14 protein-coding genes are annotated in these 14,207 nt (G+C 67.2%); 8 read left to right on the forward strand and 6 right to left on the reverse strand.

Annotated elements, in window-relative coordinates; genetic code table 11:
• Positions 1–8: 8 nt before the first annotated feature.
• On the reverse strand, positions 9–356 hold the full coding sequence (locus tag ACFYPC_RS22060) for an LPXTG cell wall anchor domain-containing protein (RefSeq protein WP_388678716.1): 348 nt from the start codon (positions 354–356) through the stop codon (positions 9–11).
• 110 nt (positions 357–466) lie between these two features.
• On the opposite strand from ACFYPC_RS22060, the gene ACFYPC_RS22065 reads away from it, so the two are divergent.
• The 5 genes from ACFYPC_RS22065 to ACFYPC_RS22085 all read left to right on the forward strand — a co-directional run bounded on the left by ACFYPC_RS22065 (position 467) and on the right by ACFYPC_RS22085 (position 8,285).
• Positions 467–811, forward strand: coding sequence for a hypothetical protein (locus ACFYPC_RS22065; RefSeq protein WP_388678719.1), 345 nt, complete (start codon positions 467–469; stop codon positions 809–811).
• A 211-nt stretch (positions 812–1,022) separates the two neighbouring features.
• Positions 1,023–2,291, forward strand: coding sequence for an Ig-like domain-containing protein (locus ACFYPC_RS22070; protein ID WP_388678722.1), 1,269 nt, complete (start codon positions 1,023–1,025; stop codon positions 2,289–2,291).
• A 177-nt stretch (positions 2,292–2,468) separates the two neighbouring features.
• Positions 2,469–3,959, forward strand: coding sequence for an ABC transporter permease (locus ACFYPC_RS22075; RefSeq protein WP_388678725.1), 1,491 nt, complete (start codon positions 2,469–2,471; stop codon positions 3,957–3,959).
• 128 nt (positions 3,960–4,087) lie between these two features.
• A complete protein-coding gene (locus ACFYPC_RS22080) occupies positions 4,088–4,771 on the forward strand; it encodes an ABC transporter ATP-binding protein (RefSeq protein ID WP_388678728.1) in 684 nt (227 codons plus the stop codon).
• A gap of 262 nt (positions 4,772–5,033) precedes the next feature.
• Entirely contained in the window at positions 5,034–8,285 is a 3,252-nt protein-coding gene (locus ACFYPC_RS22085; RefSeq protein ID WP_388678731.1) for a S8 family serine peptidase, read from the forward strand.
• Positions 8,286–8,669: 384 nt separating this feature from the next.
• On the opposite strand, the gene ACFYPC_RS22090 is transcribed toward ACFYPC_RS22085, so the two are convergent.
• The 5 genes from ACFYPC_RS22090 to ACFYPC_RS22110 form a co-directional block, all read right to left on the reverse strand.
• Positions 8,670–8,915: a hypothetical protein gene (locus ACFYPC_RS22090; protein WP_388678734.1), complete on the reverse strand. Its 246-nt coding sequence runs from the start codon at positions 8,913–8,915 to the stop codon at positions 8,670–8,672.
• Between the two features lie 486 nt (positions 8,916–9,401).
• The gene (locus tag ACFYPC_RS22095) at positions 9,402–9,989 is read right to left on the reverse strand and encodes an immunity 21 family protein (RefSeq protein WP_388678737.1); all 588 of its coding nucleotides are present in this window, start codon (positions 9,987–9,989) and stop codon (positions 9,402–9,404) included.
• A 136-nt stretch (positions 9,990–10,125) separates the two neighbouring features.
• On the reverse strand, positions 10,126–10,752 hold the full coding sequence (locus tag ACFYPC_RS22100) for a hypothetical protein (protein ID WP_388678740.1): 627 nt from the start codon (positions 10,750–10,752) through the stop codon (positions 10,126–10,128).
• 422 nt (positions 10,753–11,174) lie between these two features.
• A complete protein-coding gene (locus tag ACFYPC_RS22105) occupies positions 11,175–11,570 on the reverse strand; it encodes an ATP-binding protein (RefSeq protein WP_388678887.1) in 396 nt (131 codons plus the stop codon).
• Between the two features lie 2 nt (positions 11,571–11,572).
• Complete coding sequence (locus tag ACFYPC_RS22110; RefSeq protein ID WP_388678743.1) at positions 11,573–11,818, reverse strand: hypothetical protein; 246 nt, start codon at positions 11,816–11,818, stop codon at positions 11,573–11,575.
• A 197-nt stretch (positions 11,819–12,015) separates the two neighbouring features.
• On the opposite strand from ACFYPC_RS22110, the gene ACFYPC_RS22115 reads away from it, so the two are divergent.
• The 3 genes from ACFYPC_RS22115 to ACFYPC_RS22125 all read left to right on the forward strand — a co-directional run bounded on the left by ACFYPC_RS22115 (position 12,016) and on the right by ACFYPC_RS22125 (position 14,138).
• The gene (locus ACFYPC_RS22115; RefSeq protein WP_388678745.1) at positions 12,016–12,879 is read left to right on the forward strand and encodes a helix-turn-helix domain-containing protein; all 864 of its coding nucleotides are present in this window, start codon (positions 12,016–12,018) and stop codon (positions 12,877–12,879) included.
• On the forward strand, positions 12,851–13,144 hold the full coding sequence (locus ACFYPC_RS22120; RefSeq protein WP_388678748.1) for a DUF397 domain-containing protein: 294 nt from the start codon (positions 12,851–12,853) through the stop codon (positions 13,142–13,144). Before ACFYPC_RS22115 ends, ACFYPC_RS22120 begins: the two co-directional genes overlap by 29 nt.
• A gap of 223 nt (positions 13,145–13,367) precedes the next feature.
• Positions 13,368–14,138: a group II truncated hemoglobin gene (locus tag ACFYPC_RS22125; RefSeq protein ID WP_388678751.1), complete on the forward strand. Its 771-nt coding sequence runs from the start codon at positions 13,368–13,370 to the stop codon at positions 14,136–14,138.
• Positions 14,139–14,207 lie beyond the last annotated feature (69 nt).

The raw sequence follows: 14,207 nt of genomic DNA on the forward strand, positions 1-14,207 counted from the left end.
CACCGCGCTCAGTAGGCCGCCGTGCGCTCCCGGCGCACCGAGTAGGTCACGAACCCGGCGCCAAGGCCGAGGAAGAGGGTGCCGCCGACGACGTACGGCGTCGTGTCGAAACTTCCGGTGTCGGCCAGCCGGGCCGGGGCGTCGCCCAACTGCGACTCCGTCTCCGACTCCGTGGAGGTCCCGTTCACGGTGGTCGTGTTGGGACCGGCCGACGGACTGGCCGGTGCACTGGGTGACGTCGAGACGTGCTCGACGGGTTCGTCCTGGGTCGCGTTGGCGGACGGGACGAACCACAGGGCCCCCAGGAGGGTCCCCGCGGCAGTGGCGGTCAGCAATGATCGACGTGCGGCGGACACGAAATATCGATCCCCTTGTGGCGCTGGCGAATTGGCCGTGTGGACCGATGCTAATGAAAGGCGCGGGTCGTGGGAAAGTCGCGGAACCTGTGGGTCGTACGCTCCGTCCCATGAGTACTCCTGAGACAGCGCGCTTTGTCCGGCTTCGTGTCGAACTGGTGCTTGAAGTCGATGACGCCGACGCCGTCGCCAAGGCCGCGCTGCGGCGGATCGCCGAGGACACCGCCATGCCGGCGGACGAGCGGACGCACGCCGAAAACGCAGTGACAGAAGACACTGCCGAGGCCCTCGCCTATCTCGTCGACCCGTTCGACCTGGTCAGCGAGGTGCCCGGGATCGAACTCGCCCAGGCTTCCTGGAGCAGCGAGCCGATCGACTACGACCCCGATTCGCCGGATTGGGACCTCGACGAGGATGATGACGCCGAGGACGACGAGGAAATCGGCGTCGGCTGAAGCTTCTTGGGGAAATCGTGACCCCGGGCGGCAACCGTCGCCCGGGGTTTTCTCGTCTCAGAAGATCGCGGGAGGCGTGCGGATCACCTCCGTGCCACCCGCCTCGGACGTGGTGTGCCCCACACATCCACCGGATGTGGAACGGGATGAACCGTCCGGAGCGTTGAAAGTTCTCACGGGGCTCTCACGGTTTTTTGGGTATTCGGCAACGATGGAGAAGCGTGTGATGACGGATGGTAAGCGGCGCAGGGGCCTGATGGTCGCCTCCGCACTGCTCGGCGGGGTGCTGGCGCTCTCCGCGTGCAGCGGGAGCGACGACAAGGCAGGCGGTGACGCCGGTGAGAGCAACAGTGCGCAGGCCAGCGCCGACGCGGCCGCCGCCAAGAAGACGTCCGAGGCCTCGATCACGATCACGCCCAAGGACGGCTCCGACAACGCCTCCATCAACAACGCGGCAAAGGTCACCGTGAGCAAGGGCACGCTCACGGACGTCACCATGGAGACCGCGGACGGTACTGCCGTCGCCGGTGAGATATCCGGGGACAAGACGAGCTGGGCGCCGACCGGTCAGCTGGAGCGCTCCACCACATACAAGGTCACGGCGACGGCCACGGACTCCGAGGGCCGCGTGGCCCACGAGAACGGGTCGTTCACCACGGTCTCCCCGGCCAACAGCTTCATCGGCAACTTCACGCCGGAGGACGGCTCCACCGTCGGCGTCGGCATGCCGGTCTCGATCAACTTCGACAAGGCGATCACGAACCAGGCCGACGTGCAGAAGGGGATCACCGTCTCCTCCAGCAGCGGCCAGGAGGTCGTCGGGCACTGGTTCAGCGCCAACCGCCTGGACTTCCGCCCCGAGGACTACTGGACCGGCGGCTCCACCGTCACCCTCAAGCTGAACCTCGACGGTGTCGAGGGCGCGAGCGGTGTGTTCGGCGTGCAGCAGAAGACGGTCACCTTCAAGATCGGCCGTAACCAGGTCTCCATCGTCGACGCCCAGACCAAGACCATGAAGGTCACGCAGGACGGCAAGACGATCAAGACCATCCCGATCTCCGCCGGTTCGCCCGAGAACAAGACGTACGAGGGTCAGATGGTGATCTCCGAGAAGTTCAAGGAGACCCGGATGAACGGCGCGACGGTCGGCTTCACGGACGACGACGGCAAGGGCGAGTACGACATCAAGGACGTACCGCACGCGATGCGTCTGTCGAGCTCCGGCACCTTCATCCACGGCAACTACTGGGGCGCCAAGTCCGTCTTCGGCAGCGTCAACACCAGCCACGGCTGTGTGGGCCTGTCGGACACCAAGGGCGCCAACGACCCGAACACGACTGCCGCCTGGTTCTACAACAACTCGATGATCGGCGACGTGGTGGTCGTCCAGAACACCGGCGACAAGACCATCGCCCCGGACAACGGCCTCAACGGCTGGAACATGGACTGGGCGGCGTGGAAGGCCGGTTCGGCCGTCTAGGACCCCTCTTGCTTGTGGCGACGGCCCGCACCCCCCAAAGGGTGCGGGCCGTCGACGTTGCCGGCCCACAGGCTTCTGGGGTTGCCCACAGGTGAACTCACGCTCCGCCACAGCCTTCTCATCATTCTCTTATCTCGGCCTTATGCCTTCATCACGAGCCGTACCTAGCTTTCGGCCATGTTCTTCACCTACCTGAGGCGCGAACTGCGCCGCCGCAGAAAGGCGGCCCTCGTCGTCGCCTCCGGGCTCGCCCTGGGCATCGCCCTGGTCATCGTGGTCAGTTCCGTGTCCTCGGGCATGGAGAAGGCTCAGGGCAAGGTCCTCCAGTCGCTGTACGGACTGGGCACCGACATGACGGTCACCAAGGCCGCGGCGGCTCAGACGGACACCAGCCAGCGCCCGCGCTTCAACTTCGACGCGAGCGACGGCGACTCCGAGCAGAGCAGTGACCGCGTGATGGTCCAGGGCTTCCAGACCCTGGCCGCCGACACCGTCACCAAGGTCGACTCCCAGGCGGGCGTCGCGGACTCCGTCGGCGGGCTGAGCCTCCAGGTCATCAAGGTCAACGGCCAGTTCCGGCAGGGCCAGTTCCAGCAGGACGAAGGCGCCTCGGCCGCCCCCGGCGGCCGTGGTGGCGGTGGCGGCACCGGTGCTCCGCAGGGCCGTGTCGAGGGCGGCGGCGCCGACTTCGACGTCAACCAGTACACCGTCTTCGGCACCGACGTCACCAAGCCGGAGCTCGGCCCGCTGACCTCCTCGAAGATCACCAGCGGCCGTACGTTCACGACCTCCGAGACCGATGCCAAGGTCGTCGTCGTCGACGCGGCGTACGCCAAGGAGAACAAGCTCGCGCTCGACGGCACGGTCACCGTCAAGGGCGTCAAATACAAGGTCATCGGCATCGCGACGCCCGACAGCGGTGACGCGGCGGCCAACCTGTACATCCCGCTCAAGCAGGCGCAGACGCTCAGCGACTCCAAGGACAAGGTCACCACGATCTACGTCCAGGCGTCCGACTCGCAGCAGATCGACAGCGTCAAGAGCACCATCCAGAAGAACATCTCGGGTACGACGGTCACCACCTCCGCCGACCTCGCGAGCACCGTCTCCGGCTCCCTGTCGACCGCCTCCGACCTCGCCTCGAACGTGGGCAAGTGGCTGTCCATCGCGGTGCTCATCGCCGCGTTCCTGGTCGCCGGTCTGCTCACCTCCTCGGCCGTCTCCCGGCGGGTGCGCGAGTTCGGCACCCTGAAGGCGCTCGGCTGGAAGTCGGGCCGGGTGACCCGCCAGGTGGTCGGTGAGGCCATCGTCAACGGTCTCGTCGGCGGCGCTCTCGGTATCGCGCTCGGCCTCGCGGGCGCGTTCGTCGTGACCGAGATCAGCCCCACCCTCCAGGCGGAGGTGGGGAGTTCGGGCGGCGCCGCGGCGGCTGGTCCCGGCGGTGGCGGCTTCGGCGGAGGCGGTGGTGGCGGGGGCGGTGGTGGTTTCGGCGCCGCCCGCGAGGCCGCGTCCTCGACCCTCGACGTCGCGCTCAGCGCGCCCGTCAGCGTCAACACCATCGTCGTCGCGGTCGGCCTCGCGGTCGCCGGCGGCCTGATCGCCGGCGCCTTCGGTGGCTGGCGCGCCTCCCGGCTGCGTCCCGCGGACGCGCTGCGCCGCGTGGAGTAGTACGGCCCCGCACACGCAAGTGGTCCGGCTCCGCACGGCTCAGGTAGTCCGGCCCCGCACGGTTCGAGTGGTCCGGCCCCGCACGGCTCACGCGGCCAACCCCCTTACGCACAAGCAGGAGTTGTTCCATGTACGAACTCAGAGGCGTCATCAAGCGCTATTCGCGGGGCAGGGACACGATCAACGCCCTCGCCGGTGTCGACCTGACCATCGCGGACGGCGACCGGCTGGTCATCCAGGGCCCCACCGGAGGCGGAAAGTCCACCCTCCTCCAGATGCTCGGCGGACTCGACCGGCCCACCGAGGGCAGCGTCGAGCTCGACGGCATCGACATGGCGAAGCTGTCCGAGGCGAAGCTCACCAAGGTGCGGGCCGAGAACATCGGGTTCGTCTTCCAGAGCTTCAACCTGATTCCCACGCTCACCGCCCAGGAGAACGTGGAGACCGCTCTAGTACCCCTCGGGGTGAAGGCGAAGGAGCGGCGGCAGCGGGCCGCGGACGCGCTGGCGTCGGTGGGCCTCGACGAGCGGCTCGGGCATCTGCCCGCCGAACTGTCAGGCGGTCAGCAGCAGCGCGTCGCGATCGCCCGCGCGCTGGTCAAGCAGCCGAAGGTACTGCTCGCCGACGAACCGACCGGCAACCTCGACGAGTCGATGCGCGACGAGATCATGGACGTACTGGAGACCATGTGGAAGGAGCACGGGCTCACTTTCATCATGGTCACGCACGACTCCTCGATCGCGAGGAAGGCCCCGCGAGTTGCGACGATCCGCAAGGGCAAGCTCACCGTCAAGGAGAACGCGGGGGCGTAGAGGGCGCAGAAGAGGGGGTGCGGGATCGCGGCGGAGGATGTCGGTCAACTCTTTCCTGTGACCCCGCTATTGAGAAGCTGATCACCCCCCGGGCATACTTACGTATTCCGGGGGGTGCACGTACGCACGTGCGGAACTTCCTCCGGCCGGACGAATGGGGATTCGTCCGGATCTCATCTCAGGGGGAGTTTTGCGCAGACAAGTGAAAAGAACGTGCCTTGCCACGGTCGCAACGGCGGCCGCGGTGGCCCTGGCGGCGGGAATGACCAGCCCGGCGTCGGCGGAGCAGGCGAGTGGTACGTCCGCGGCCGGGCAGGCAGCCCAGGCCAAGCAGGCCGAGCTCACGGCCAAGCACTACATCACGCTGATCACCGGTGACCGGGTGGCCGTCGACGCCAAGGGGCGTGTCGTCGGCGTCGAGCGCGCCGAGGGCCGCGAGAACATACCCGTCCGGACCCGCGAGGCCGATGGCCACACCTTCGTGGTGCCGGCCGACGCGCAGCGTCTGATAGCCACCGGCAAGATCGACCAGCGGCTCTTCGACGTCACTGAGCTGAACACGGCGGCGTCCATAAAGTCCCAGAAGCAGGGACTGAAGGTGATCGTCGGCTACAAGGGCACGGCGACGGCGGCCAAGGGCGACGTCCGTGACGCGGGCACCGTCCGCAGGACCCTCAAGTCCCTGAACGCGGACGCCGTGGTGACGCCCAAGCAGGACGCCACCGAGCTGTGGGACGCGGTCACCGAGGACGGGAGCACCGCTTCCGGCGTCGCGAACGTCTGGCTGGACGGCGTGCGTGAGGTGAGCCTCGACAAGTCCGTGCCGCAGATCGGCGTTCCCACGGCGTGGGCCGCCGGTTACGACGGCACGGGCGTCAAGATCGCCGTCCTGGACACCGGCGTCGACACGACCCACCCGGACCTCGCGGGCCAGGTGACGGAGTCCAAGAACTTCTCCACCTCGCCCGACGCGACCGACAAGTACGGCCACGGCACACATGTCGCGTCGATCGCGGCCGGCACGGGCGCCAAGTCCAACGGTAAGTACAAGGGCGTCGCGCCCGGCGCGAAGATCCTCAACGGCAAGGTCCTCAGCGACGAGGGCTACGGCGACGACTCCGGCATCCTCGCCGGCATGGAGTGGGCGGCCGAGCAGGGCGCCGACATCGTGAACCTCAGCCTGGGCGGCGGGGACACCCCCGAGATCGACCCTCTTGAGGCCGAGGTCAACAAGCTGTCCGAGGAAAAGGGCATCCTCTTCGCGATCGCGGCAGGCAACGAGGGCCCCGGTGAGCAGACCGTCGGCTCCCCGGGCAGCGCGGCCGACGCGCTGACCGTCGGCGCCGTGGACGGCAGCGACAAGCTGGCGTTCTTCTCCAGCCGCGGCCCCGGCCTGGACGGCGCGGTCAAGCCGGAGGTCACGGCGCCCGGCGTGGACATCACGGCGGCCTCGGCCGCGGGCAGCGTCATCGCCAAGGAGGTCGGCGAGAACCCGGCCGGCTACGTGACCATCTCGGGTACGTCGATGGCGACCCCGCATGTCGCGGGCGCGGCGGCGATCCTCAAGCAGCAGCACCCGGACTGGACGTTCACCGAGCTCAAGGGTGCGCTGACCGGCTCCGCGAAGGGCGGCGCGTACACGCCGTTCCAGCAGGGCTCGGGCCGGATCCAGGTCGACAAGGCCATCCAGCAGACCGTGATCGCCGAGACCTCTTCGGTGAGCTTCGGCATTCAGCAGTGGCCGCACACCGATGACACCCCGGTGACCAAGCAGGTCACCTACCGCAACTTCGGCACGGCCGACGTCACCCTGAACCTCGCGGCGACGGGGACCAACCCCAGTGGCCAGGCGGCTCCGGCGGGCTTCTTCACGCTCGGCGCGAAGACGGTCACCGTCCCGGCGGGCGGCACGGCCTCCGTCGACCTGACGGTCAACACGAAGCTGGGCGGCACCACGGACGGCGCCTACTCGTCGTACGTGACGGCGACGGGCGGCGGCCAGACCGTGCGCACGGCGGCGGCGGTGCAGCGCGAGGTGGAGTCCTACGACGTCACGGTGAACTACATCACGCGTGCCGGTGAGCAGCCCGTCCACCTCACCGACCTGTGGGGCTACTCGGGTCTGGCCGACGGGCGGGACTTCTTCCGTCAGGGCACCGGCGCCACCGACACCATCCGGGTGCCCAAGGGCTCGTACATCCTGGACACCATGCTCGTGAACGACCTCGTCACGGGCGCGGGCGGCGTGGACTGGCTGGTCCAGCCCACGTTGAGCGTCACCAAGAACACCACGGTGACGATCGACCAGCGCACCGCCAAGAGCGCCGACATCACGGTGCCGGACGCGGCGGCGGAGTTGATGTTCGGCGCTGTCTTCTACTCGTACGAGCCGGCCGGTATGGGTATGGGCATCGGTATGGCCTCCTTCGCGGACCTGCGGGTGGCGCACGTCGGCCCGGCGATCTCCTCCGGTCTCACGCAGAGCTGGTCCGGCACCTGGACCAAGGGCGCCGCCACCGAGTACGACGTCGTCACCGGCGGCAAGGTCACCAAGCTGCAGGGCGCCAAGACCAAGCACTACAAGGCGAGCGAGCTCGCCACGGTGAAGGTGAACCTGGGGGCGTCGGCCGCCGGTAAGACGGGTGCCCTCACCGCCTTCGGTGAGCTGTCCGACGACTTCTCCTTCGGCGTCGGCGTCGAGCAGAAGCTGCCGGGCACGCGCACGCTGCATGTGTCCACCGGGGACAAGGTCAAGTGGGGTCTCGACTTCGTGCAGTTCGGTCCCACGGACCCTGAAGGCTTCCCGAGCCTGGAGGCCTACTACACCCTGGGCGACTCGCTGACCTTCGCGGCGGGCAAGACCTACTCGAAGACCTTCAACAACGCGGTCTTCGGCCCGAAGCTCAACAGTCTGTACGGCGTCTACCGCAGCGGCGACTACCTCTACGGCGTCCTGCCGGTGTTCGCCGACGGAGCCGGTCACGCCGGTGAGTCGCTCTACACCTCGGTCAAGACGACCCTGTACCGCAACGGCACCAAGATCGCCGCGACCGCCGATCCGCTGGACGGCAGCGGCCAGTACAAGGTGCCGGCGGCGGACGCGCTGTACCAGCTGTCGACGTCCATCACGCGTTCCTCGAAGGTGGCCACGGCCGCCTCGAAGATCAACGCGAGCTGGACCTTCCGCTCCAAGAAGGTCACCGACGCGAAGCTGCCGATCTCCACGGCCCGCTTCGGCGCCTCCGTCGGCCTGGACGGCCGTGTCACGGCCGGCAAGACGGTGACCATCCCGGTCATCGTCCAGGGCGCGGCTGTCGGCAGCAACCTCAAGTCCCTGTCGGTGTCCGTCAGTTACGACGCGGGCAAGAAGTGGACCAAGGTGACCGTCAAGAACGGCAAGGTCACCTTCAAGAACCCCGCGAAGGGCAAGGCCATCTCCCTCCACGCGACGATCACCGACAAGAAGGGCAACAAGTCGGCCGTCTCGATCTACAACGCGTACTACGGCAAGTAGTCCGCGACTGAGGGGCCTGCCGGAGGACGAATTCCGGCAGGCCCCTCACGTTGTTTGCGGGTCTTGCTACTTGCAGGGGCTGGCCCTGAGTTTGCGACCGCCGCTTTACATGTGGCGTTGAGCGTGCCGTGGAAACGCGTCGCCTTATTGCCCCAACACTCCGAAGCCCACCTGAACTGGGCGTTCATCACCCTCATGACCCAGCGCCTGGCCCGAAACGGCCCCCGAACCGACAGCTGGACGAAGAAGCCACGCACCGGTTTTAACAGCCCAGCCAGGGCCCTCGCAGATCGTCGACGGCGCGATACAGACCGTAGTCATCCCAAGCTCATTTGTAAGAGCGCCGCCGCTGACAGGCCGCCCGGCCTGTGTATCGGTGATGCGTCAGTGGCGGTGCGTTGGGGCGGCCTGCCGCGTGCCCCGGCCATGCCACCAGCTCCACACTGTATGGCCCACGAGAAGTACGACGGCCACGGCCGAGAGCGCACGAATCGAAGCCCAGACCATTTCGACGACCCGGCCCTGCGAGTCGTCCACCTCCGCTGCCAGCCGCTGGGATGCCTCGAAGAAGGCGATCAACGGGACAAGCAGGCGGAACCCGAGACCGCCGATGCCGGGCGTTCTCGCCATACTCCCCAGGAGCCCAACGGGCGCACCGAAGACGAAAGCCGCTACCCCCCAGAACAGGGCCCCGGGGGAGAGGCCGGCGCCCGCACCAGAGATGACGTGTCCCCCGGCCGGAACGTCGGGGCTCAGAAACTTGAAAAGGTAATACACGGCTACGCCCACTGCCAATGCTGAAGACGCCAGCAGCGATGCCTCGATTCTTGACCGCCGCGAGTAACCGACCAGGAAGGCGAAGCATGCCCATGACCATCCGACGGAAAATACGACGCCTACAGCCTGGCAGACTGGGTTGTCGAATTTGTTCGCGAATGGGCCGACCGTGCCGAGCAGTGCACCTGCCCCGAGAACTGCCGCAATAGCAGCGATGCGAGAACGCGTAAAGTGTGCGATTTTGATGACCCAACTCTCTGGTCAATTTATCAGGGAGAGAAAATCCACCCCCGGCGATGGCCGCCGGAGACGGAGGGAACTAGTACTTAGCGTAGAAGGTCAAGATTCGATGGGCAGCATCTGAACCAGGCCGACCCAGTTCTCTCCGTCCGTCTTGGTATGGGTGGCTCGGACCCTCCAGTGGCCGGCGGGCAGCGAAACCGATGCCTGGGAGGGCATTCCGCCCCCGGGATATTCGATACCTAGCTCGGAGCCTGCTTCGGCGGAGTCCATGAGTGTGGCTGGACCGTCCGATGACCAGGTGCCGCACTCCTCCCACTCGGTGGCGGGGTCTGCAAGAACAGCCCTGGCCGCCGCCTTCAGCTCGGCCTCGGAATCAGCGGCAAGCCACCGCAGGAAGGCCCGGTGCTCGGGTAGAAAACAGCTGGTCGCCGGCTCGTCCGCCAGCACCAGTGCCTGCGCACCGTTCTCGCCAACGGTGATCACACCGGCCAGATCGTCCACCGCGCAGGCCCGGTCATAGTCGTCTGGAGCGGTGGCGTCTCCCGTCATAACCCCTGTCTCCGTACACCCACGCCATGCAGCCAACGCGGAGACGGGGACGACGATCAAAGGCCCGCCCATCGACTCCACCCAAACAGGGGAGGTGCGGGACGCATGGGCTTCGGGAGACGGAGAAACGCTCATGACGTCAGTGTGCCCGCCCCCACTGACAACGCCCACGGTGGCCGACTGGCACCGGGACAGGAACGGCCCTGGGCCTGTGGCACCTGCAGTTACGGGACAGCCATTAAGCCATTAGTTGATGCCCCGCCGAGTTTCGCTACTTGCCCGGGTTGAACGCGCCTTCCGCCGGGTGCGCGAACGCCCCCACAGTGGTCTTGTTCCCGGCCGCAGTCCCATTCAGCGCAAGCTGCCCGCCCATTACCCGCAAGTCCACGTAGAAGCGCACAATGCCCTGTTCGGCATGCAAGCCGTGGATACGGGAATCGGTGTAGCCGAGTTTATTCAGCTCCTGCCTTACTTGAATGGTGGAGGGCTTGTTCAGGCCAGTCAGTGCCTGGGTAATGCGATTGCCATGTATGCGGCCCTCACATGCCTCCACCCCATTCAGCTTGGGCTGCTCAGGCGTGGCAGTGGGGGACGTTACGTCCGTAGGCGGATTCTCGTCCACCGGCAACAGCCCGCTCGGCTGCGTGGGCGGATGCTCACCAGGACCCGGATCATCTGATTCCGGCGCCGCCGGGGTATCCGGCACGCACGGCGCACCCACCCGCTCCAGCATCTCCATAAACGCTACCTGCGTATCCGGGCTCGGGCTGGTAGCTGCCGCCTGCGCGGTCACGCTGTTCTGCTGCCGTCCCACGGTCCCCTCGCTGCCGCATGCAGCCAGCGCCAGTACTGCGAGCGCTGCCGTCCCCGTGCCCGTAAGAACTCTATTCAGCGTCATGAAAATATTCTCGCGGAATAGCCTGCCAACACGCATGAGTACGCGTACTCATGCGCAGTCCGCCGCTGCTCGCTGAGCGGAGAAGCCGTGTCGGTGACTTCCGCGTCTTGGATTTCGGCCAGGAAATGCGAGCGCGCTTGGGCAGAGGCAGTGGGGGTTTCTCCGGCAGGGCCGGACGGAGGCCGCGGCGCGTCGCTTCGAGACGGCGTTGAGGCATGACCGAACGCCGCAGACGCCTGGCTGGGGCTGCATGCGGCGGGGCAACGTCCGCAGAGGCCCTCGACTGGATGGTCGGAACACGGGACCTTTCGGAGCGAGGCCACGGCGCTGCGGGATCTGCGCCTGTACGAGGTTTATGGCGGTTCCGGGACTCCCTCACGCGAGGACATCACCACGGTGCGCCTGGGGGACATCGCGAGCGCCTACCGGGAACTGCGCGCCGGTGTGACGGGTGCCTGACCCGGGGCGGTGCCCTCCAGCTCGCACCAGACGGTCTTGCGGTCCGACCCTTGTTCCACGCCCCACCCCCGTGCGAGAGCGTCGAGGAGAGCGAGACCGCGGCCGGACTCGGCCGTGGCGGCGGCTTGCAGGAGCACGGGCAGGGCGCGCGGGTCGGGGTCGGTGACCTCGATGCGGGTGTGGCCGTGGTCCGTGTTGATGACTCGGACGGTCACCGGGGTGCCCTCGCCGAGGTGGTCGATGACGTTCGTCATCAACTCGGTTGTGCAGAGCCGGACTTCGTAGCTGTGGTGACGTAGGTGGTGGCGCAGCTCGGGTACGGACTTCGCGGTGGCGAGCAGACTGAGTTCCAAGGTCACCGTCACCGCTCGGCCGCCTTCCGGAGTACGGCGGCGAGTGTGCGGGCTGTGGCGGTGTTGCAGTTCCCCAGCGAGACCAGGCCCGCGGGCGGCCGGCACGTACTCGCGTAGGACGGAAGGTCCACGCGGAGGGAGGGGAGCGTGATGCCGTGGAGGGTGAGGGCGGCTCGGAGTTCCGCCACGCAGTGGGTCATGTCGTCGGCGGTGGGGCGGTCGGCGGGCGAGGGGGCGGGCGAGTGGTCGGGCATGAGCGGTTCATCTTCCTGTGCGCTCTGTGACGAATCGCTCACACCTTGACGTGTTGCGGCGTACCGTAAAAGGGGTTCCGGGTTCGCGGCGTGAACTGCGGAAGCAGGCCGGGGAGTTGCGGAAGCCATGGAAAGCGACGTGGCAAGAGCAGTGGAAAATGACCGTGTCGACCGCAGACCCCACACGGCGGTGAACGATGGCCCAGCGCAAGAACATCGACGGCTCCTCTGGCGTACCCACCTTCTACGGCAAGGAGTTGAGGTGGCAGCGGGAGGCCGCCGGGCTCTCCCTTGAACAGACGGTCGAGGGCAGCTTCTTCGGCAAGTCCTACCTCAGCGACATCGAGCACGGGAGACGGCGCATGCCGCTGGACCTGGCTCGGCATGTGGACAAGGTGCTGAAGACCGACGGGTTCTTCGAGCGGTGCTGTGAGGACGTGCGGAAGGCGCACCGGGCTGGGCATGCGTGGTACTTCGAGCAGGTGCTGGAGGCGGAGAAGTTCGCCGAGACCATCGAGGAGTGGTGTCCCAGCGTCTTCCCCGGACTGCTTCAGACCGCCCCGTACGCGCGTGCCCTGGTCCGGGCGGCCCACCCCATGGCCTCCGAGGAGGAGGTCGAGGAGAAGGTCGGTGCCCGTATGGCCCGGGCCGGGCTCTTCGAGGACGATCACCACACCCCGGAGTACTGGGCGATCCTGCACGAGTCACTGCTGCGGCAACCGATCCTCCCGCCGCTGGAGACGGCCGAACAGCTCGAACGGATCGTGGAGTTGACCGAGCAATACCGAATCGTTCCGCAGATCATTCCGCGGACATGTGGTCCGTATCCCCTCATGACCGGCACCGTCAAGGTCATGACCTTCCCCGATGCCCCGCCGCTGGTCTACGTGGAGTCGTCGTACAGCGGGGACACCATCGACGAACCGGCGCTCGTGAAGCAGTACCGCAAGGCATACGATCGGCTCAGGGCCGCCGCGCTGTCACCGGAGGCGTCCCTGGCCATGATCAAGGCAGCGGCAGAGGATTACCGAAATGGCAAGCAACCGGATCGACTTGAGTGACGCGCTGTGGCGCAAGAGCAGCTACAGCAACGGTGACGGCGGGGACTGCGTAGAGGTTGCCAGCGACTTCCCCGGCGCCGCCCTCTGGCGCAAGTCCAGCTACAGCAACGGTTCCGGCGGGGACTGCGTAGAAGTCGCCGACGGCCTCTCGGGCCTCGTTCCCGTCCGTGACTCCAAGTTCTCCGACGGTCCCGCCCTCGTCCTCACCGCCCACGCCTGGGCCCCGTTCGTCTCCGCCCTCAAAACCGACGGGCTGACCGCCTGAACAAGAGGGCTGCGGCGAGGAGCCGTTCAGAAGAAGGTCGCCTGCATGATGTAGAGGCGTTCGTGGCGGGGGACGATGAGGTAGTTGAAGAATCCGCCCGGGACGTGGGCGAAGCCGCCTTTCGGGACGGAAGATGCCTGCTTGCCTCGGGGGCTCCTCGAATAGGTGGGATCCGCTTCGCTGGAAGTACAACTTCCGGGGCCGTCCGTGTTTGTGTAGAAGCATGACTGTTCACACCGTCGAGTACATCCGGTACGGCATCCCCGAGCAGCAGTCGGCGGAGTTCCTCGCCGCCTACACCCGGGCCGCCGCCCATCTCGCGGCGGCTCCCCAGTGTGTGGACTACGAACTCGCGCGCTGCGAGGAGGACTTCGAGCACTTCGTCCTGCGCGTCACCTGGACGTCGACCGAGGACCACCTCGAAGGCTTCCGCAAGTCGGAGCTGTTCGCCGACTTCCTCGCCGAGATCCGTCCCTACGTCTCCAGCATCGAGGAGATGCGCCACTACAAGCCGACGGCGGTACGGGGGACGGGCGCGGCCGTTCCCACGCTGTACGCCTGGGCGGGCGGCGCCGAGGCCTTCACCCGCCTCACCGAGGTCTTCTACGACAAGGTTCTCAAGGACGACGTCCTGGCACCGGTCTTCGAGGGACTGGCCCCCGAACACGCCGAGCATGTCGCGCTCTGGCTCGGTGAGGTCTTCGGCGGCCCGGCCGGCTACTCCGAGACGCAGGGCGGCCACGGGCACATGGTCGCCAAGCACCTGGGCAAGGGCATCACCGAGGTCCAGCGCCGCCGTTGGGTCAACCTCCTCCAGGACGCCGCGGACGACGCGGGCCTGCCTACCGACGCCGAGTTCCGCTCCGCGTTCGTCGCGTATGCGGAGTGGGGGACGCGGCTGGCCGTCTACTTCTCCGGGCCCGACGCGGTGGCTCCGGGGGAGCAGCCGGTGCCGAAGTGGACGTGGGGAGCCGCGCTCCCGTACCAGCCGTAGAGGCAGCCCGTAGGCCTCAGGACTGCCCGTAGGCCTCAGGACTGCCCGTAGGCCTCAGGACTGCCCGTA

The sequence above is a fragment of the Streptomyces sp. NPDC005808 genome (assembly GCF_042871385.1).
Classification (GTDB): Bacteria; Actinomycetota; Actinomycetes; order Streptomycetales; family Streptomycetaceae; genus Streptomyces.